Origin of the sequence: Conchiformibius steedae, from assembly GCF_014054725.1 — a bacterium.
Classification (GTDB): Bacteria; Pseudomonadota; Gammaproteobacteria; order Burkholderiales; family Neisseriaceae; genus Conchiformibius; species Conchiformibius steedae.
Genome location: NZ_CP059562.1, coordinates 21,990 through 41,458, shown reverse-complemented (window position 1 = coordinate 41,458; position 19,469 = coordinate 21,990). Strand labels below are relative to the sequence as shown.

Genomic DNA, 19,469 nt, shown 5'->3' with positions numbered 1-19,469 from the left:
TAACGCTCTTATATACGATATATACACCACGGGCGTTGCCACCTTGTCTCGTTTTTATTTTTAATAACTATATTTTATGGGGTGTTGATAATGAGTTTTCTATTTTTAAATACAACTTTTTGATAAATATCGTCCAGTAAAATACTGGTATTTAGGCTGGTTAAAAATACTTCATTCCCCTGATAGACTTCTGCCTGCCAATTTTGGCTTCGGCGGTACAATATAATAAAACGTGCATTTTGCTCTACAAGCATATATTCTTGAAGGGTGGGAATCTTTTGATAATCGTTTAGTTTAGTGGATAAATCTATGCTTCGGGTGAGTTCTGATAACACTTCTACTATTAATTTGGGTTGGCTGTGTTCGGAATGGCACTCTATTATCACATCGGGATAATAGAAATTATGCTCTACTTTTATCAACCATTGGCTCATAAAAACAAAGCAGCCATTATCTGATAAATGCTGTTTTAGCAGGTAAGCCAAGTTAACGGTAATCAGATTGTGATTGAGTGATGCGCCTGTTCTTTCTATAATTTCGCCATTAATCAATTCAAATCTGTATTCAGGATGTTGGTCGCAGTAGTCCAGATACTCGGCTTCTGTTATCGATTTGGGAGTGGCTGGTAGTTGAAACGACATTTTTGTTTCCTTATTCAGTTGGGATATAAATATATTAAAACAATTATTTTTTTGGATTTATTTAACATAAGATACATTATGGGAATCATTTTGCTGCCTGATTTTGGTTCACTTATGGCTTATTTTTTCTCACTCTATCAATCTTGTAGGAAATTCTTCTGCAGAATAGCGATTTTTAATCAAATGGGCGATGGCTGCACTCAAATAACTGTTGCCACCAAAAAATCAATTGGATTTGACGCAAATTCATTATAATTCAAAAGTTCGCCAAACACATCGGAGAGACAAATATGAATGCCCTACCCCAAACTGAGTATTCTCCCCCAATCCACCACCCATTCTCATAGGCTTGTCTACCACCACGCGCGTAGGCAAGTAGTCCACTTGTTCTCATCATAATACCCCCACCACACCGGTTCGCACATACGCCTCCAATTTACCCAAAAGCGCATGGTATTCCACCACCAAAATTTTAATCATGGTTTAACGGGTTTCTTTGCTTCCACAATGCCAGCCTTTCCTGCTGTTGCGACCTTAAATGTGGTTCTGCTTGCCAAATTAAGGCATACACTGCCTGTTTGTCTGCAAAGCAGGGAAACCAATCGTCTAAAATCACACTTCTGATTGCGCCTTGCTGTAAAACCATCACATACAGCAAATCAAAACAGGCTCGAGGGTGGTCGGCGATAAAAACCGGTGTGTGTTCGGAAACGATGCCCATACGCTTTAGCCTTTGTGTGCCGTCAATCACACCAGTACTACCCAAAAGCGGATTGGTATTGCAGGATTGGTTGTCGCCACACACATACAGATGCAGGGGCATAGGCTTGGCAAAAGTAGCAGCAGAATGCCAATCGCCCGTACCGTTGGGACTGTGAATGTTGAGCGCAACCATCAGGCTGATGTAACATTGTCGGCTGGTGGGTGGGATAATCAGGGACATTCTAAATTTCCCAGCAAAATACATATCTTACCATTCAGCCAATATGTGCCGTTCCGATTTAACTCCGCCAACGCTGTTTAATGCGGCAGAACAACAATACCTACACCGATTAAGCCAGTGTCTGCCTTTATCCGTGCTGCTGTCTTCCGCACGCAATCAGGAGGAAATTGGTATGGATTTTGTTTACCACTCGGCACGACTGTCAGGCAGCCGCTACGACTGGCACGATACGCTTACCCTGTTGAAAAACGGGCGTACCGCCGCCAAACCGTTTGCCGATGCCGTTATGCTGTTAAACTTGTGGCGCAGCTATCAGTACCTGTTATCGTGCTTTGATGCTAAGCACACAAGCATTCAAGACTTTATTATCAACAGCCATGCTTTGATTACACAAGATTTGCCGCCGCATCAGCAGGACAAACCAGTTTCCCATCATTCAGCTTATCCGGCAGCAGAGTTAAACCGCTTAATGACCGAAGAACAAAAACTGCATAACCCGTTTGACAGAGCCTTGTATTGCTACAATTATCTGGCAGACGGCAACCGTTTCCCCTACACTGCCCGTCATACCACAGCGTTTGTATTGATGAATGCGGGATTATTTCCCTGCATATTTTGGGCAGACGGTAGCCAAGATGATGTGGACAGCCTTGGGGGCGATGTTAAAAACAACAATCCTTCAAATGGCAGAAATGCTTTTATCCATGCCTATAAACAAACCGTAGCACGTTATGAACCGAAACCTGCCCCCGAATGCAGACGGGCTGCCTGAACAATCAATACCGCCCATAACCCCAACACATTCAAGAGGACTAAAAAATGGCGACCATTATGGAAAAAGAAAGTCTGATTGACCTGATTGCTTATGCAACATCAATCGTTGCTTTAAGAATGGAAAACTCTGAACAATATGAAGAGTTAATGGACTTTTTGGCAGAAAAAAGACATTGGACTTATGCGACACCGCATGAAGAAATTGATTTGGATTCGGAAGTCAAGCCTCTTCAAGAGATGATTAAAAAATACAAGGAATTGCCCTTACTTCCCCAATTTCAAAAAAATGCTTAAGGGTATAACGATATTGAAAATAGAAATCCCCTAAACAGCAAAGATACTTTTCCTGATGAAGCCACCCCATCGGTCGCCGCACCGTAGCATCTACCCCAAGCATACCCCCGAATCCTTACTGCCCTTGCTTAATGAAGTGGACAAACTGCATGAACGCTTTATCCGCTACAAACACTGCGTTCCCGAACACTCGGATTTATGGCGGGTTACGCGGGGAAAAGCTACACGCTTTGTGGACCTAGCACAGCAATGCGATTGAAGGCTCAACACTAACTTTAAGCGATACGATTTTCTTTTTACAAGAAAGTTTAACCGTTCAGGGTAAACCGCTTCAGGATTTTTTGGCGGCTCAAAACCATGCCCAAACCGTTGATTATTTATTTGAAACGGTTTCAACACACAGCACGATAACGGGAGAGTTGATACAGCATATTAACGCAATGCTGCTATATGGTGTCTGCCCTGCGCCAATGTTTTTACCGACAAACCAAGCGTGTGAACAGCCTGAACACCTGACTGTTCAGATACGGGAACTAACAGACTATATCGCTCACGGTTCTGTCCACCCTGTACTGCTGGCGGCGGTGGTACATAGCAATATCTTTAGAATACAAGCATCTGATAAGGACAAGGAGCGTAGCGCACGGGTGTTAATGAATATGGTTTGAATGCAAAAAGGTTATTTGCCCGCGATTATCAGACAGGAAAACCGACACTTGTATCAGCAGTGTTTAAACCATGCGGAAAACGGCGATATTTTGCCTTTAACGCGACTGCTTATCGGGCAGTTGGCGGGTACGTTGCGGGAAATATTGGGGGATTGGGATAGGTTGTCAGAGAATAAAAGTGGCTAAAAAGACCACGGGGATATTTATCGGGATTTTTAAACAAAGCAGGGCAGAGAATAAAGCCCATAAACACCCAATGTTTATCGGGTGTTTTTAGAGTAATCCGTTTTACCTGCTGCTATTGATTCACAAAGAATTATTGGGTCTTTATTACTATACTTCCACCCCATTAACAGATTATTTAATTCATTTCCATCAGAACTAAGCATATTTCTTCATCGTCTCATAAATATCCTTTTGCCATTTTGGACAGCTATCGTCAGCCTCCCAACTTTCTAAAATTGTTCTACCTGTTGCATCTCCCATTAAATTATGAACATTTGCTCCTTTTTTAAGCATCAGTTCCAATACATCTAATCTGTCTGCGGTATAGCCCACCATAGATAATGGGCGCAATCCATCTCTATCTGGAATATTAGGGTCGGCACCAGCCTCCAATAAAACAATAGCCCCATCTGCATATCCACCCCGCATTGCATAATGTAATGGGGTCATTTTATAAACATCTTGGGCATTAACAGGAACACCTTTTTCAATAAAAAACTTAATGGCTTCAATGGAAGGACGGTCATCTCCCAGTATGATTCCTACTAACAAATGATGCAACCAATTCCATTTATCAACGGGTATGATTTCTAAATAATCTAGTCCGTAAGATTCCATTAACCTTGCGCCTTCAGCAATATGGCCATTATAAAATTGCCAAAAAACTTCTGTGATTAGTTTTTCATGCTCATTCATTTTTTACCTCTTCTTAATTGATTAATAAAATTAGTCATATCATCTCTTAACTTTGTTGGAATACGATTTCCAGGCATTTCATATTTATGACTCCGATTCTCACTCATATTCTCTAATTGAAAAATATCAGGTCGCGAATTAACATATTGACTCAATTCATATTGCGTCATATTTAATTCTTTTGCAACAATCTCTAATCTTCTATGTTCAGAGCCTGGCTTATGACCAATATCAATTGGTGCTTTTACAATTTTTCGGGTTTTAATATGTCTATAATCTCCATTGGGTAACTTTTCATAATTAGCAAAAACTTGTTTTTTTACTTCAGATGATAACTTAGGTCTACTATATCCTGTAGTTACTCTAGGATTTTTTGGGTCTTCTACAAAACGGTTGCCTGTCTCATTTACTGCTTTACCTGCCCTATTACGATAAGGGTCTGTATCTTTATGGTCTAATGTGTGATATTTTTTCGTATCGCCTACCATGACTTCTCGCACAACCACCATTTTTCCAGTAGTTGGGTCTTTAAACTGATATCGGTTATCGCCAATCTTTTTTGCATTACTGGGTAAGTTATGGTAACAATCATTATGTACCCATACACCTTTCTCGCCATTGAGACCGCGAACAAAATAGGAATGGTCGGTATTTACTTCCAAATTATAACTGTTTAATGGTACTTGTTCTGTTAATACAGATAAAACCGTCTGCCAATTACCATCACTGTCCAATAATTGGTGTCCTGCTTCCAAATATTGGGCTTCTACCCAGTATGCATTGGCAATACCACCTGAATATTTATGTCCAAGTGATTGCGGCGGCGGGGTTTTATCATTTCCGTAACGGGAAAAATAAGCGTGTTGGCTGTTTGAAACAATGGTCTGTTTATTACCGTTACCATCTGTAATGACAACATAAGTTGTATCAGGGTCAATGCTATTAACGGCATTTAACACCCGTTGATACCGCATTTGCCCACTGGTCTGATTGCGCGACCATACCATATCGCCCACCCGAATCCGCGAAATCGGCAGGAATCCGTTTTGAGTGCGTACTTGCATATCGCCACGGAATGAGCAGTCTAATCTTCTAACCGTTTGACCTGCTACTGCTTTACCTGTTACTGCTTTACCTACAGCTTCAAGACCTTCTTTACCTACAGTTTTTACACTAGTTTTCAGAATCAAGCTTGCACCCGCGACAGTGGAAATGGCATCAACCCCCTTAACAGTAGCGATTAAACCCTCTGCTGTGCGTGTTTCTTGCCCATATATCTTTTTCAAATCATCTTCATATGCAGAATGAAATCCTTTAGCAGAATCTTTAGCCGTATTTGCAGCATCTTTTACAACGCTTACCCCCCATTTTATAGCAGTTTTTTCAGCTTCTGTTCGGGCTTTAAGTAGCTGTTGCACACCTGCACTAACACAATCTAATGCACCATTTTGCTTACAGTAATCTGCTGCCTTATTTACCTGTTTTGAAACATCATCAACAGCTTGAGAAATTCTTTTCTTTGCAGATTCAGTGGCTTGTGTGGCAAGTTTCCCCCTATTTTGATAAGTATCTCTTGCAGCTTGGGCCAGTTGGTCTTTAGTTTTCTTTACTACCTGTTCAGCACCTTTCTGTATGCTGCTATTACTTTTATCATTTAGATTTTTTTTGTAAAAACCGACATCTTTCAGAGCATCACTTTTATATCGGTGTGGACTGGAAAAGTCCCCATTTATATTAGTAAAATAGCGTTGTCTTCCCCCACTCTCATTAGTAAAATACAATCCTTGAGATTGACTTGATAAGAATTTTTGAGCCGCTACATCATTCTCTTTTGGCAAAGCCAAAAACCATAGGACATCTGTAGAACGGGCAGCCTGTTGTGCCAAGCGTTTTTCAGCAGCCTTAATTTGTTCCGCCGTAGGCTCTTTCCCGCCATTCAATTGTTTAGCAAATTCTTTAGCATTTCGTCCAATCCACTTCCGTTCATCTCGATGCAACTGACGGTTAAATGCTTCTGCATCTCTTGCTGCCGCAGCACCTGCCAAGGCACTATTGCCGTTACCATTTCCCGCAATTTCTCCAACTGCTGCACCACCCACTACAGCTAACCATTGTTGCACCGCTTTGCGCTGATTTTCATTGAGATTGCTGTTTTCCTGCAAATATTCTGAAACCTGCGTATTGAGCCACGAAGTCGCTACCGTACCTGCTACTGCGCCTTTAATGTCCGCTCCTGCCGCTTTTGCCTGCAATGCACCTACCAAGCCGTGCAATGCCAAACGCTCTGGACTGCCTTCTTTCCACCCCATTGCGCCTGCTACATCGCCTGCGGCCCGGAAGCCGACTTCGCCGACTAATTGAGCCATCTCTTGACGCTCGCTGACCTTTTTCAAGTCAAAAATCCGCTCCAACGGCTGATGACCTTCGTCATGGCGTTTAATGCCTTTCAGGCTGCTGCCATTGGCATCGCCGCGTACTTCAATATTGCCTTTGGTTAGAACGGCGTGGGTAGTGCTGCTTTTCTTATCTCCCACCGGCATCGCCAAACCGGGAGCAGCCGCCAAGTTCCCCAACATTTCCATGGGACTTTCGCCGTTGGTATTAAAGCTGATACTGCCACCACGCATTTGATAAGCGGCTTCGTTTTCCAAATCGTTGTGGCCTAAAGTTTGGGTGCTGAAACGGTTAAGGTTTTTATCCGCATCACTGGTAATGGCCGCACCGTTTAATTGGGTATGCCCACCGACATATAAATCCAATCCGCCTTTTCCAGCGTGCAGTTTGGTTTGCTCTTGAACACTACGATAATCGCTTTTGCTGTCGCTATAACTGAAATTGCCTTGAGCGCCACTATCACTACCGTAGATGGCATAACGTCCTTCCAACTGGCCGGAAATGGCTTTTTGCCGATAACGGTCAGTATCTTGTTCACTGCTCAAAGTGAAATTACCGGCAATATTGCCTTCTATGCGCTCGGCATTGACTACCGCCCCCTTCAAATCCGCATTGCGGCCGCTACGCAAAGTCAGTTTGTCAGCATTAATTGTGCTTTCTTCATGCCCGATACTTTCCAAGGTGCTGCCTGATTTGCTATAGCTGCCTTGTCCGTAGATACCGATGCCGCCACTGGCACCGTTACCGCCTAACTGACCGGCAGCATATACTCCTACTTCCGCACTCATGCTGCGGCTTTCACTTTCCTGATTCTGCCGTGCTTGCGTACTGCCGATTTTTAAATCACGCTTAGCATCTAAAACCAAGTCCCCTGTATTGAAATCCACTCCTTCCAGCAGCAAATCGCCCGCATCGGGTGTCTGCTTGCCATGTGCTTGAATTACAAATTCACTGCCTTTTTCACTGGACACTGTAGTTTTGCGTACGGTTTCACTATGGGCGCGGTCATGGCTTTCACTTCGGCGCGTGCCAATGCCTATGGTAATTTTTCCTTCTGCTTCCTTCGCTGCACCATTTCCTTGCCCTTGCGTAGCTGCCGCAATAGCCGCCAAATCTTTGACCCCATAAGCTGTTTTAGCCGCATATAAGGCTTGTAGGCGCGGATTGTCGCTTTGTGCGGCACGGTTTCCACTGTTTTGAATATTGGCAACCGCATCAGCCACATTACTTTTTGCTCCGATAAATAAGCCGTTACTTTCTTTAAAACGGGTCAGTTCACTATCGGCGGTATCAATCACTGCATGGTCTTTAATATTGTTACCAGAAATGCTCCCGCCCTTGGCTGCAATAATATCGGCACCGGTCAAATCAATATTGCCATCTGCATAGATGTCCACTTTTCCGTTTATGCTGCCAATGGTGCTGACAGTACTACTGACTTCGCCTTGGGTAGCAGCTTCACCCTTTTTGTATTTGCCAAACAACAGACTGCCGTCATCTATGCTGATACCTGAACGGTCTTTTTGAGACAGGGTACTGCTTTGACGGGTGCTTTGTGCGGTATCAACTTTGATTTTGCCTTTTGCCGTCAGCTGGGTATGTTCGTCCGATACCACATGGCTGCCAGTAATGTGCATATCGCCATCACTGTGCAATAGAACCTTATTGCCACTCAATACACTGGATACCGCTTCAGTGCGGTTATCGGTATGACGGTATGTTTCGGTGGATTTACCAACAAGACGTTTATCGGTATGACGGTGTGCTGATTCAAACTCACTACTGTTTTGCGCGGCAGTAATGTTCAAATTCTTGGCTTTCACTGCCAATATACCAGTTTCACTCTTCAGATTGCTGCCTTGTATTGACGCAGTACCGTTGGATTGAATCAGCACATTGCCTTTACCGTTAATATTGCTGCCGATAGCTTGTTTGATACCGTCAATTTGGTAATTGTGTTCGTCTTGGGTATGACTGTGCCGATAGCCAGTTTGTAATGTGCCGATATTTAGGCTGTCTTCTGCAAGAATAACGGTATTGCCCGTACCTTGATTGTCAATTTTACCAGCCTGCACATTTAAATCACGGGCAGACAGGGACAGCGTGCCGTTAGCACCTGTTACATACAAACCGGCTATCCGACCTAAATTTGTGTGTTGGCTTTCTGAATTGGCACTGTTTTTTTCGCTTGTTACGCTGTCTGCTGTCAGATTCAATGTACCATCAGAATGTACACCGAGATAATCCTTGGCGGTAAATGTTCCCCCTTGAATATCCATACTTTTCCCAGCACGAACCGTTAAGGAATCCGCGCGGGCAGAGCCGTTCAGATGCCGGAGATTTTCCACATCTAAAACCATTACTTTACGGGCATTGAGCGAACCACTGTTAGCTAATGTGCCGGAAGCATTTAACCGTAAATCGTTAGCTGAAATAAATGCCCCCGTAGGTTTTATATCGCCGGAACGCGCCACCACATAGACTTTGGGGACAAGTACGGTTTGGGTGCTGCCGTCTGGCAGGGTAACGGTTTGGGTTTCCAGCCACACAATATCAGCCGTCAGCCGTGCCACCTGCTCGGCGGTCAGGGCTATGCCAGGGGTCAGCCCCATGGCTTTGGCAGCGGTTACGCCGCTGTTCATCAGGGCTTTAAACTGTTCTTCATCGCTTTGATAACCGTCCAAACGGCGGAAGCCAGTCAAACGGTTAATCTGTTCATTAACCAGTCTTTGCTCATAATAGCCGTCCCCTAGCCGTTTGTGGGTATTGGCAGGGTCAATGCTCAATGCCTGCAACATATAATCGCTGCCCAGCCATTGACGGTAATCGGCAAAGGCAGGGTCAGTTTCAATCAACCAACCGGAGCGTGTTGGATTAACTGTATATAAACTACTATTTGGTAATTTAATCCCTGTATTTAAACTTAAAATTTTAGACAGGTCATGATTTGCTCCTGCAATAGTGGTCGTAGAAACACCTTCTGCAAAATGTGTTTCCACCTTACCTTGATGGTTTTTGTCATAAACCGATACATTCAGTTTAATGGGTTTGACAATATCAGCAAGTGGATAATTTGCTTTATCTCCCCATTTGGACCTGTGCTTTGTTCCTCTGCGATTCCAACCAACCCAATGGTCTTGCTTTGTACTATCGGTTACACGGATACGGTGTTCGCCTTCTCCATCAATTTGTTGGACATCATTTTGAATAATATCAATTCCATCAGCCAAAATATGGCTTTTATCGTTCTGTAAATTTGAGCCGTCTAAAATCAAGCGACCGCCAGAAGCAATGATGGCAGGCGAGCTTGCTTCAACTTCGTGTTGAGTTTCATAACGGGTATAAATATAACGTGTATAGTCTTCTACTCGCCGACCATCTAAATAAACCGTTTCCGCTTCGCCCCAACCAGTTACATTTGAAGAATCAAAACGTTTATTCTCATTTTTTGGTTGGTACTCTGTAATCTGTTTACGAGAACCATCAATTTCACGCTCAACAGTTTTGAAATGCAAATTGCGGTTAGATAGGTTATTAGTTCGTAAAACCATATCTCCAGCAGAGCGGATTTCAGCACTGCCGTTAATCAGGCTCTCTGCCCGCCCTTGGGCGGTATGTTCGGCTGTCAGGCTGCCGCCAATAGCTAAATCCCCTTCGCTGGACAGTAGTGCGCCTTCTTGATTCACAATCTGTTTGGCACCGATGTCCAAACGCTTACGCGCCGCCACCACCGCTGCTTTGCCGTTCTCTTCGCGGTTGTTCAGCTTATCTGCCGCCAAAGCCACATGATTGCCGTAAATCCGTCCCGTCCCGGTATTGAGCAGTTCCTGACCAGCTTCCACACGGGTCAGACCGTTGCTGTTTATCAGACCACGGTTGCTGACATTCTGCTTGGCGCGCACTTGAACGGCAGCTTCGGCTGTAAGGTTGCGGGTATTATTCAGACTGCCTTCGGTGCTGATGCTTAAAGCATTGCCCGCTTCCAAATCGCGCTCAACGTGTAAATCGTCTTTAACATCAATAGACAAATCACGGGCAGCCGCCAGTTTGCCCCGATTGTTCAGGGATTGGCTTTGCACTGACACATCGCCGCCCAATACACTGCCGTCCGTATTGTCAAGGTGCAGGGTTTTTGCGCCTTGGTCGTGAATGTTTAGGGCTTGATTGGCGGTAATTTCGCCGCCTTGATTATCCAAACGCTGGGAAACATTTAAGTCGGCATTGCCCGCCGATTGCAGTTTGCCGGCACGGTTGCTGACCTGCTCGCTGCGGACATTCAAGGCTTTACCCGCCGTTATCTGTCCACGGTCGTTTTGAACGGTACGGGTACGGATATCCGTGCTTTGCGCCAAGATTTTGCCGTCTTGGTTGGACAAGGTTTCGCCCGATACCATCAGGCTGTTCAGATTGACTTCGCCACGGTTGTTCAAACCGTTGTGCAGGGTCAAATCAATACCGCCGTTGGCCTGAATCCTGCCGCTGTTGTTTAATGCCTGACCGGTTTTAATGCTGCCGGCGGCAAAGTTCTGTACCGCCGGCGGAGTAGTGAGCGCAGACGCACTGCCACCCGCCCCCGCACTGTTGCCAGGGGTGGGGGCAGACGGGGCGGCTGTGCTGCCACCGCCGACAGTCGGCGCATCGGCTTCGGGATAGCCGATTTTGCCACTGTTGGTAAAACTGCCGGCACTTTCCACCGCCAAACCCTGCAAACCCGTTTGCGACATCACACCGCTGTTATCCAAACGCGGTGTTTCCACGTCCAAACGTGCTGCCTGAATATTGCCCTGATTGTTTAATTGCGCGTCCGCACGAACATTCAGTTCCCCGCCCGACAATACCGCACCCGTATTCTGCGCCGACTGCGCCCGCAGATTCAACTGTCCTTTTGCCGACACCGTGCCGCTGTTTTCCACCTGCTTGGCACGAATATCGGCACTGCCCTGTGAAGCCAGCGTCCCGCTGTTGCCCAACCGGCCCGCCGCATCAATACTGACCCCGCCCGCCTGGGCAAATATCTGTCCCTGATTGCGGACGGTGGCATCTTTATCGGTGCTGATTAAAGTAATTTTGTCGGCATACATACCGCCCAATTCGCCAGTATCAATGGCAACGGCAGGAGTATTGGTCGATGAACGGGGCGTATGCTTACCTGCTGCATCAAAATCATTTTCCCCTGCCGTAATTTGCAAATCTTTCGCCCATATCCCGCCATTGATTTCGGCGGCACGACTTAAAATTCGGGTGTAATCGGCATCACGACCGTCCAAACCGCCCTTACCGATGCCCACCTTACCCGCTCCCGCCACCTGAATACCGTCCAACTGCCCGTTGCGGATAAAAGGCAGCCCCGTTGTCAGCGTTACCCCTGCCGAATTGATAAAGCCGCCGCCGTCCACCTGAATTCCCGCCGGATTTGCCAACACCACTTCCGCCCGTTTGCCGCCCACTTCAATATAACCGTTTAACAAACTGGGATTGGCGGAATTAACCTGATTAACAATCACTCTGGCTTCGCCCGTTGCCAACCACGGATTGCCCTGAATCCAACCGCCCAACTGCGTCTGCGTATTGCGGCGGCTGTTGTTCAAAATCGCACCACGGCTGTCCACATCAAACTGACGGTACTGATTGACCGACACCCCGCCTGCGGAAGGCGTTTGGATATTGACTTGGGTCATACCGTTGGCACTGTTCAACACCGTGGGCTGTTGGTTTTTGGGCGCAGACTGATCCGCCTGAATGTCCGCAGCCGCAGCCGGCACAATCACAGCCGTTCCCATTGCCAGCATCAGCGAGAAATGCAACAGGGACGGCGCAAAAGTAGCGGTTTTGGATTCATTAGTGCGGACTTCAGTCATGGCGGCTATTTTATTTCCAAGTAAAAAATAAGCGGGTATCCGTCCGTATCAGACAGAAACAGATACCACGTTAAAAATATACAAAACTCAATAAATTAGTGGCAAAATGCCATAGCGGGCAGATTATCGGCGATTATTTGTCCCATGACAACGAATTTGTCCCGCTTTAGTATAAAAAAGCCTTTTTACCAACCATTAAAATGGGAATATTTATCAGGTAGTCAATTGTTTATTATTCATCTTTCTTTTATTCCAAGAGCAGTTAAGACATAAAAATCAAGCAAAATAGTCTAGTCCTTGATTAAAATTATTTTTCCTTAAATATTAAATCTTTAAACAGCAAAAGCAGAAACCATACGCCCTTTACCCCGTTTGGCAAAACGCAGTAATTAAAATAGCCGCTATTTTTTTACCCAACAGGAACGTAACCATGCGCCTTCGTCTGCTCACCCTATCGGTTTTTGCCGCCTTTTCCCCCACCCTGTTCGCCCAAACCTTCAACGAAACCTTAACCGACATCCAGCAGCAGCAAAATATCCAAGAACAACAGCGCAGACAGCAGTTGCAACAGCAGATGCAGGAAGAGCGGGACGTACGTCTGCCTGCCCCGCAGGGCGTAACGGAGTTTACCCCCGCCACTCAAAACCATGGTCCCTGTTTTCCCATTCACGAAATAGATTTGGTCGGCGAATATGCCGACAAATTCGGCTTTGCACTCAAATACGCCCAACGCCAAAGCGGTTTTCAGGCAGGTGCGTGTCTGAATGCAGACGACATCAACCGCATCATGACCTTGGCGCAGAACAAAGTGATTGAACGCGGCTACACCACCACCCGCATACTCGCCGCCCCCCAAGACTTAAACCAAGGGCGTTTGCAACTGACCCTGATGCCAGGCTTCATTAAATCCTTTCAGGTTTCCGAGCAAGACCGCGAACACACCCACAGCGGGCGCATTGCCGCCTTTCAAAACGAATTTCCCACCCGCCGCGACAAACTGCTGAACCTACACGATTTAGAACAAGGTCTGGAGAATCTCAAACGCATTCCCACCGCCGAAGCCGACATTCAAATCGCCCCCGCCGAACAACCCAATGAAAGCACCGTTCAAATTGCGTGGCAACAAAGAACCGTCCCCATCCGTGCCAGCTTCAGTGCCGATAACGGCGGCAGCAAAGCCACTGGCAAATACCAAGGCACCGCCACCGTTTCTTTAGACAACCCCTTGGGTTTAAGCGATATGTTTTATGTGTCCTACGGACGGCACTTGGGCAAAACCCCACGGCTGCATGATGAAGACGGACGCAAAGTCAAAGGCAAAACCGCCAATTATTCCCTACACTATTCCGTTCCCGTAGGCAAATGGCAATGGTCGTTCAACCGCAACGGCTACCGCTACCACCAAGCCGTGGCAGGAGCCAACCAAATCTACGACTATAACGGCAAAAGCATCAGCACCGATTTGGGCTTTAGCCGACTGCTGTATCGGGACGGCAAACGCAAAACCCATGTCGGGCTGAAATTGTGGAGCAAAGAATCCCAAAGCTATATCGATGATGCCGAAGTAGAAGTGCAACGCCGCCGCACCGGCGGTTGGACTGCCAACATCAGCCATAAAGAATACTGGGGCAAAGCCACCGTAAACGCCAATCTAGCCTATAAACGCGGTACAGGGCTGTATGGCGCACAAGCAGCCCCCGAACAGGCATTTGGCGAAGGCACAGCGCGTATGAAAGTGATTACTGCCGATGCCGATATCAACCTGCCCTTTGCCATCGGCAAACAGCCCTTTGCTTGGGACAGCAGCCTTCATGCCCAATGGAACAAAACCCCCTTAACCCCCCAAGACAAAATCGCCATTGGCGGACGACACACCGTGCGCGGTTTTGACGGCGAAATGTCGCTGTCGGCAGAACGCGGACTGTATTGGCGCAATACCCTTTCCTGGCAGTTTGCCAAAGGACAGCAACTGTATGTGGGCGCAGACGCAGGACGGGTATCGGGACCGTCAGCCGAATACCTGCTGGGACAAACCCTAGCAGGTGGGGCAGTGGGCATACGCGGGCAAATTAAAGCGGGCGGGGCATGGTCTTACGATGTGTCCCTTGCCAAACCGATTAGCCGTCCCAAATACTTTCCCACCAAACGGCAGACGCTGGCAGTTAGCCTGAATGTTTCCTTTTAGGAAATGAATCAAAGCCGTTTTGTAAAATCCATCACAAAACGGCTTTGATTAGGGACACGCCCTAACCTGATAACGCAAAATAACTGGTTCAAACAAGGTTTGTCCCAATTACTGGAGCAAACCTTTTTCTTTTTTCAAATCAAAGGGCAGTTTTTGCACCAACATAATTTAAAATAGCCTTTGGCAAAATTTTCAAATATAATTGAAGATTTATCAAAGCATTTTTGATTTGAATCAGGGCTATGAAAAGTTTAGAGCAAGTCAGAAAAGACCTTGACAGACAAGGGATTACCATGGTTGATTGGGCAAAGAAACACGGCTATTCCTATCAATCCGTACAAAGGGTATTGAGCGGACATGCTGCGTGCAAACGGGGTCAAACACATGATATTGCCGTTCTTTTAGGCTTAAAAGAAGGGGAGGTCATTATGAAATAGCAGCTTTGCCAAAAATATTTTGGTGCCGAATATAAAACTTCAATTTTGTATTTTATCTTAAAAATTGAGTTTTGTATATTTTTAAGCATGGAAAAAAGGTTAGCAAAGCGCCAACTTCGCTAACCCTTTAGAGATGTTCTAAACTTAAGCAAGTGTCAGAACGTCTTGATTTTCCATGTTTTCTAAAACACTGTCAAGCATTTTTGTCTGACAGTGGGTTTCTCTGCACCTTGCAGGAAAGCCCGATACTAAAGGAAAACCATGAAGAAAATCTCATTAAAGACCATACAGGCAGTGCTGAACGCTTTGTATGTGCTGAATCTTTCTCAACGTGAAACGGCACACCGTTACGGTGTTTCCCGCGACATGGTGCGGAAATATTATCAACTGTATCAGGAAAGCGGCTTACCCTATCCGCCGAAACGCGAAGAAGATTGGGCGGCAGTATTTGCACAAAAGCCAGCGGCGACCGCACCGGCGCGGTTAAAAATTGATTTTGATGAAGTGCATGACACTCTGCAAAAATGCAAAAATGCCACCATCAGACAAGTATATGAAGAATGGGTACGGCAGCTCGGTCCGGACGAAACCATTATCAGTTATTCCCAATTCGCCAAACGCTACAGTTGCTATAAGAAATCTTTGCAAATCAGTATGCGCCACCATCATACGCCTGGCGAATGTGTGTTTGTGGATTATGCAGGCAGTACCGTTCCGATTATCAATCAAAAAACAGGCGAAATAACACAGGCACAAATCTTTGTCGGGGTATTGGGTTATTCCGGCTATACCTTTTGTGAAGCCACCGCTTCGCAAAGTAGTCAGGACTGGAACGCTTCGCATATCCGTATGTTTGAATTTTTTAAAGGTGTCCCGCAGTTTGTCGTACCGGACAATTTAAAGGCGGCGGTTATCAAAGCAGATAAATATTTTGCGCAAATCAATCAGAATTACAGCAAGTTGTGTGAACATTATGGTGTAGAGCCTTTTCCTGCCCGGGTACGCAAACCGAAAGATAAGGCTAAAGCCGAAGCCGGTGTGTTACTGGTACAGCGTTGGATTTTATTCAGGTTACGTAAGCAGCAATTTTTCAGCTTGAACGAATTGAACCGTGCGATTGTTCCGCTATTGGAACAGTTAAACCGAAAGCCGTTCCAAAAACAGCAGGGCAGCCGTTACAGTCGTTTTATGGAGACCGAGTGGCAATGTTTAAAACCGTTACCCGCACAAGCCTATGCCAATCCGTTTTGGGGACAGGCATACGCGGGTTTGGATTACCATGTATTGATTGACGGCACATATTACAGCGTGCCTTTTCATTTAAAATCCAAACAAGTGGAGTTTTGTCTGAAGCAGGATTCGGTCAGCTTATATCATGAACAGAAGTTGGTGGCGGCGCATTTGAAAGGGGTTGCCGGTGCGGTCGTTACGCACCCTGACCATTTGGCTCCCACCCATCGGGCTGTTGCGGCAATCAATGCGGATACCGTACTGCAATGGGCAGCCAATTACGGGGCACAGACGGGGAAATATTTTACAGCCTTCTTTGAACGTTACGCCAACCGCAGTTTACACTACCGTTTTTTTAAGGGATTTAAGAAAATGGTCGGCATGCGTCCTGCTGCGGAAGTGGAATACTTGTGCAGCCTGGCATTGGAAAAACAGGTATTTGATTCCCGTAAACTGAAGCAGCTATGGCTGGGTGTGCAGAAAAAGCTGCCGACAGGACGCTTGAGTTCTTTACAGCACGTCCAAACTGCCGCACCGGAAGTATTGAACCGGCACGATAATTTACGCGGTGCAGACTATTACCGCCGACAAAGTGATGATACAGACCCAAAGGAAGCAGCAACAAATGAATGAAGAAATTTACCATATCTGTACCTTGCTGAAATTACGAGGTATGGCAGAAGAATACCAACGCCAAACAATGAGTGTGGAAAGCCGTGAAGCATCATTTGACAGCCGTTTTTTATCCATACTGCTGGCGGAACGCCATCACCAAGCCAACCGGCGGATACAGCGTTTGTTGAAACAGGCACACTTTAAGGTAAAAGCGGATATTCATCAGATTGATTATCATACCAGCCGTGGGGTGGACGCAACGGTGTTCGCCAACCTGACCGGTTTGGAATGGCTCAAAGCACATCAGAATATCTGCTTTACAGGTCCTTCCGGGGTAGGTAAAACATGGCTGGCTTGTGCCTTGGGGCATGAAGCGTGTATGCAGGGTATTCCGACTGTGTTTAAGAAAGTGAGCCTGTTATTGGAGGAACTAGTTATGGCACAGATAGCCGGCAATTTGGGTAAAGCCTTTAATGCCTTGGGACGGTTTCCTTTACTGATTTTAGATGACTGGGCATTGGAGGCCTACAAACCTGAAGAACAGAAACTGTTGTTTGAGTTGATTGACGAACGGCATAACAGCCATTCTACGATTATCACGTCTTTGCTGCCGATGAATCATTGGCATGATATGTTTGATAATAAAGGGCGTGCCGATTCTATGATGGACAGGCTGTTCAGCAATACGCACCGTATCAATTTGCAGGGGGCGTCAATGCGTAAGATGCAGCCGTTACGGACGGAAGCAGGATAATCGGTTTACGACAGGAGAAACAGCTGTCCGGTGTTTTTACCGGACAGCCGTTTTATTTTGTCAGCCTTTCCGGTTACTTTATCCGTTACAGTTCAGATTGTCTTTAACAAGGAGGCAGCATTGATGGGTAACTGTCCCAAATTTCTTAAACGGTCGGCGGGTAATTTGACAGGTCTGTCGATGATGGTGGGACATCATGCGCTTTCAGGCAAATTGGGGGCAGGTATGCGAACGGTTGTAGTGGTGGCGTTATGGTGCGAACAGGTGGCAGACTTACCGATGCGTATGGTGGGGGAAAATGGACGCGCACGGTGGGGGATTTTTATGCGAATACTCACCAAACCGCTCAACCGTGGGTAACAGAAGCAGAATACTTGGCTTATTGCGAAGAGCATCCCGAAGAAAAGTTTGAACTGATTGACGGGGAAATCGTTGCCATGGCAGGTGCTTCCCGAAATCACAACCTAATCACAGGCAATATCTTTGCTTTAATGCGCCCACACTTAAGAAACAGTGGCTGCTTTGTTTTTGCAAGTGATTAGAAAATAAAGGTGGAATACAATTTTTACTATCCCGATATTGTGGTGGATTGTGATTCCGATGATAACCAACCTAGATTGATTGTTGAAGTGCTTTCAGAATCCACTAAAAACATTGACCTGTCAATCAAACTAGAGGATTACCAAAAGATTCCCAGTCTTCAAGAGTACGTTGTTGTTGAGCAAAGTGCTAAATTTATTTTGGTTTATCGCAAAAAAGCCCAGTGGAAGGGACAAATTTATCAAGGCGGGGATATTTACCTTGAAAGCATTGATTTAACGCTTTCGGTGGCAGATATTTACCGAAGAGTGGTTTTTATTGTAGAATAAAAACAAAAAGGCACATTAATCTAATGTACTGGGATTTCAAAATGGCATACTCAACAGATTTAAGGGAAAAAGCATTAGACTACTACGGGCACTGTAACAATATCAGCCAAGTGGCAAGTGCTCACGGTATTTCCAGACATACCCTGTACCGTTGGATACGTTTGAAAGAACAAACAGGCAGTTTGAAGCATCGGGTAACCGGTCAAAATGCCGCCAAACTGGATATGTCCAAATTAGCTCGATATGTTGAACAATATCCCGATGCCTACCTGTATGAAATTGCCCGTGAGTTTGACTGTACGGCAAGCGCGGTGTTGTACGCACTCAGAAGGTTGGGTATTACCCGAAAAAAAAGACCGCAACATACCAAGAGCAAGACCCAAACAAAGTAAGGCATTATCTGCAACAGTTGGCACAACTGACCCGCCGTTCGGATTACCAAACGGTTTATTTGGATGAAACCGGATTTGACACCTGCCTGTCGCGCCCGTACGGACGCTGTCCGAAAGGACAGGTTCTAAAATCAAAAATCAGCGGGAAAGGGTATCGGCGCATTTCCCTTGTTGCCGCACAAATCGGTAATAAGCTGATTGCCCCGATGACTTACGCCTTATTTGAAGCATGGTTTGAGCAGTGTCTGTTGCCTGCTTTGGATCGAAAGTCCGTCATTATTCTGGATAATGCCCGCTTTCACCGCATGAAGGTGTTGCAAGAAATAGTAAAGCCGTCAGGTCATATTATCTTACCGCTTGCCCCTTATTCACCCGAACTTAACCCGATAGAAAAGACTTGGGCGAATATCAAACGGTATGTGCGCAGGGTGCTATCTGATTTTGATTGTTTTATAGAAACATTAGTGTCTTATTCTTATTTTAATTAATAATAT

At 45.8% G+C, this 19,469-nt stretch carries 14 protein-coding genes and 1 pseudogene; 11 read left to right on the top strand and 4 right to left on the bottom strand.

The genetic code is table 11. The features are described from left to right. Nucleotides 1-74: 74 nt before the first annotated feature. Both H3L98_RS00235 and H3L98_RS00230 read right to left on the bottom strand, forming a co-directional pair. A complete protein-coding gene (locus H3L98_RS00235) occupies nucleotides 75-641 on the bottom strand; it encodes a Uma2 family endonuclease (protein WP_027022252.1) in 567 nt (188 codons plus the stop codon). A 472-nt stretch (nucleotides 642-1,113) separates the two neighbouring features. After that, nucleotides 1,114-1,584: a hypothetical protein gene (locus H3L98_RS00230; protein ID WP_182078425.1), complete on the bottom strand. Its 471-nt coding sequence runs from the start codon at nucleotides 1,582-1,584 to the stop codon at nucleotides 1,114-1,116. Between the two features lie 43 nt (nucleotides 1,585-1,627). Here H3L98_RS00230 and H3L98_RS00225 point away from each other — a divergent pair, with 43 nt between their 5' ends. The 4 genes from H3L98_RS00225 to H3L98_RS00210 all read left to right on the top strand — a co-directional run bounded on the left by H3L98_RS00225 (nucleotide 1,628) and on the right by H3L98_RS00210 (nucleotide 3,506). Beyond that, a complete protein-coding gene (locus tag H3L98_RS00225) occupies nucleotides 1,628-2,356 on the top strand; it encodes a hypothetical protein (protein ID WP_182078424.1) in 729 nt (242 codons plus the stop codon). Nucleotides 2,357-2,403: 47 nt separating this feature from the next. Continuing rightward, nucleotides 2,404-2,652: a hypothetical protein gene (locus H3L98_RS00220; RefSeq protein WP_182078423.1), complete on the top strand. Its 249-nt coding sequence runs from the start codon at nucleotides 2,404-2,406 to the stop codon at nucleotides 2,650-2,652. A 341-nt stretch (nucleotides 2,653-2,993) separates the two neighbouring features. Then, nucleotides 2,994-3,320 (top strand): Fic family protein, encoded by a 327-nt coding sequence (locus H3L98_RS00215; protein WP_182078422.1) that lies wholly within the window; start codon nucleotides 2,994-2,996, stop codon nucleotides 3,318-3,320. Continuing rightward, entirely contained in the window at nucleotides 3,321-3,506 is a 186-nt protein-coding gene (locus H3L98_RS00210) for a hypothetical protein (RefSeq protein ID WP_027022442.1), read from the top strand. It abuts the gene before it with no gap. Between the two features lie 195 nt (nucleotides 3,507-3,701). Here the strand turns inward: H3L98_RS00210 and H3L98_RS00205 are convergent, their stop codons facing one another. Together H3L98_RS00205 and H3L98_RS00200 are read right to left on the bottom strand one after the other, a co-directional pair. Beyond that, complete coding sequence (locus H3L98_RS00205) at nucleotides 3,702-4,241, bottom strand: ankyrin repeat domain-containing protein (protein WP_027022441.1); 540 nt, start codon at nucleotides 4,239-4,241, stop codon at nucleotides 3,702-3,704. Then, nucleotides 4,238-12,493, bottom strand: a complete 8,256-nt coding sequence (locus H3L98_RS00200; protein WP_182078421.1) for a two-partner secretion domain-containing protein — start codon at nucleotides 12,491-12,493, stop codon at nucleotides 4,238-4,240. The genes H3L98_RS00205 and H3L98_RS00200 overlap by 4 nt, the downstream gene beginning before the upstream one ends. 430 nt (nucleotides 12,494-12,923) lie before the next feature. Between H3L98_RS00200 and H3L98_RS00195 the strand changes: the two genes are divergently transcribed. From H3L98_RS00195 to H3L98_RS00165, 7 genes and pseudogenes are all read left to right on the top strand, one after another. Continuing rightward, the gene (locus tag H3L98_RS00195; RefSeq protein WP_182078420.1) at nucleotides 12,924-14,678 is read left to right on the top strand and encodes a ShlB/FhaC/HecB family hemolysin secretion/activation protein; all 1,755 of its coding nucleotides are present in this window, start codon (nucleotides 12,924-12,926) and stop codon (nucleotides 14,676-14,678) included. A gap of 242 nt (nucleotides 14,679-14,920) precedes the next feature. Further along, nucleotides 14,921-15,115, top strand: coding sequence for a helix-turn-helix domain-containing protein (locus H3L98_RS00190; protein WP_027022451.1), 195 nt, complete (start codon nucleotides 14,921-14,923; stop codon nucleotides 15,113-15,115). Nucleotides 15,116-15,376: 261 nt separating this feature from the next. Further along, a complete protein-coding gene (gene istA / locus H3L98_RS00185; RefSeq protein WP_182078419.1) occupies nucleotides 15,377-16,978 on the top strand; it encodes an IS21 family transposase in 1,602 nt (533 codons plus the stop codon). Continuing rightward, complete coding sequence (gene istB, locus H3L98_RS00180; protein WP_182078418.1) at nucleotides 16,971-17,714, top strand: IS21-like element helper ATPase IstB; 744 nt, start codon at nucleotides 16,971-16,973, stop codon at nucleotides 17,712-17,714. The genes istA and istB overlap by 8 nt, the downstream gene beginning before the upstream one ends. Before the next feature lie 123 nt (nucleotides 17,715-17,837). Continuing rightward, nucleotides 17,838-18,074 carry a hypothetical protein gene (locus H3L98_RS00175; protein ID WP_169733467.1) on the top strand — a complete coding sequence of 79 codons (237 nt, stop codon included), beginning with the start codon at nucleotides 17,838-17,840 and terminating at the stop codon, nucleotides 18,072-18,074. Next, nucleotides 17,966-18,583, top strand: a pseudogene (locus H3L98_RS00170) (Uma2 family endonuclease). The gene H3L98_RS00175 and the pseudogene H3L98_RS00170 overlap by 109 nt, the downstream one beginning before the upstream one ends. Nucleotides 18,584-18,624: 41 nt before the next feature. After that, nucleotides 18,625-19,463, top strand: a protein-coding gene (locus tag H3L98_RS00165; protein ID WP_156932314.1) for an IS630 family transposase whose coding sequence is annotated in 2 segments (ribosomal slippage) — nucleotides 18,625-18,940 and nucleotides 18,940-19,463 — 840 coding nt in all. Because the reading frame shifts where the segments join, the coding sequence is not laid out codon by codon here. The last annotated feature ends 6 nt before the right edge of the window (nucleotides 19,464-19,469 follow it).